This is a genomic window from Staphylococcus sp. GDY8P94P (assembly GCF_017892255.1).
Classification (GTDB): Bacteria; Bacillota; Bacilli; order Staphylococcales; family Staphylococcaceae; genus Staphylococcus; species Staphylococcus cohnii.
The window spans coordinates 1-700 of sequence record NZ_JAESKU010000017.1 but is presented as its reverse complement, the minus strand read 5'-3'; the positions used below and the strand labels follow the sequence as shown (position 1 = coordinate 700).

The 700-nt window shown below is 35.1% G+C and carries 1 protein-coding gene; it reads right to left on the bottom strand.

Annotation, left to right across the window (positions count from 1 at the left end; translation table 11 throughout):
• Nucleotides 1-653: nucleotidyltransferase domain-containing protein (locus tag KA926_RS11760; RefSeq protein ID WP_245335873.1), on the bottom strand; the 653-nt coding region annotated here is incomplete at its 3' end.
• Nucleotides 654-700 lie beyond the last annotated feature (47 nt).

Genomic DNA, 700 nt, shown 5'->3' with positions numbered 1-700 from the left:
CAATAAGCATTATTACATGCAAATAGTACTTGATTTAAGCATGAAATAATACGAAAAACATGGCCTGCAATATAATATTTATCCTCTACCCCCGCATTTGCTTTTACAAACATTAAAGAGAATTCAGCTTCAAATATAAAAAAGTTCATCAAGCTTTTCTTTAGAGCAGTAGGGTAAATTTCTGCCTGCTTTTTTAATTCGCATAAGCTTTCGTTCTTAGCATATAGTATTTTACTAATCGCTAATTCTCCACGATACATTGCACTTATATAACCATGGGGATGCCCGGTCTGATAATTGGCAGTAACAATTCCTTGCTCCGTATCTTTGATTATTTGTTCTACCCGTTTTATATCACGTAAAATCAAGTCAACATGATACCCATTTATAAATAACCATCCGCCGCCATTAATCCAATCACCCCACGCTCCGGGAGGCACAACAAGGTTGTTTCTATTTTTATCATCCAATTCTGTAGCAATTTGATTAATCGCTGTCAGGTCAAATGAGTCTGAATTGTAATAGATTCCGATATCTATATCAGAATTTTCTGTATGGGTGCCTCTTGCACGTGAGCCCCCTAATACGATGCCTTCAATAAAAGGCAAAGATGCTAATTTCTCTGTTACTATTTGAATAACATTACCTACCATATAAACATCCTCCTTTATTCGTTAGATATTTTTATTTCTTCTCCATC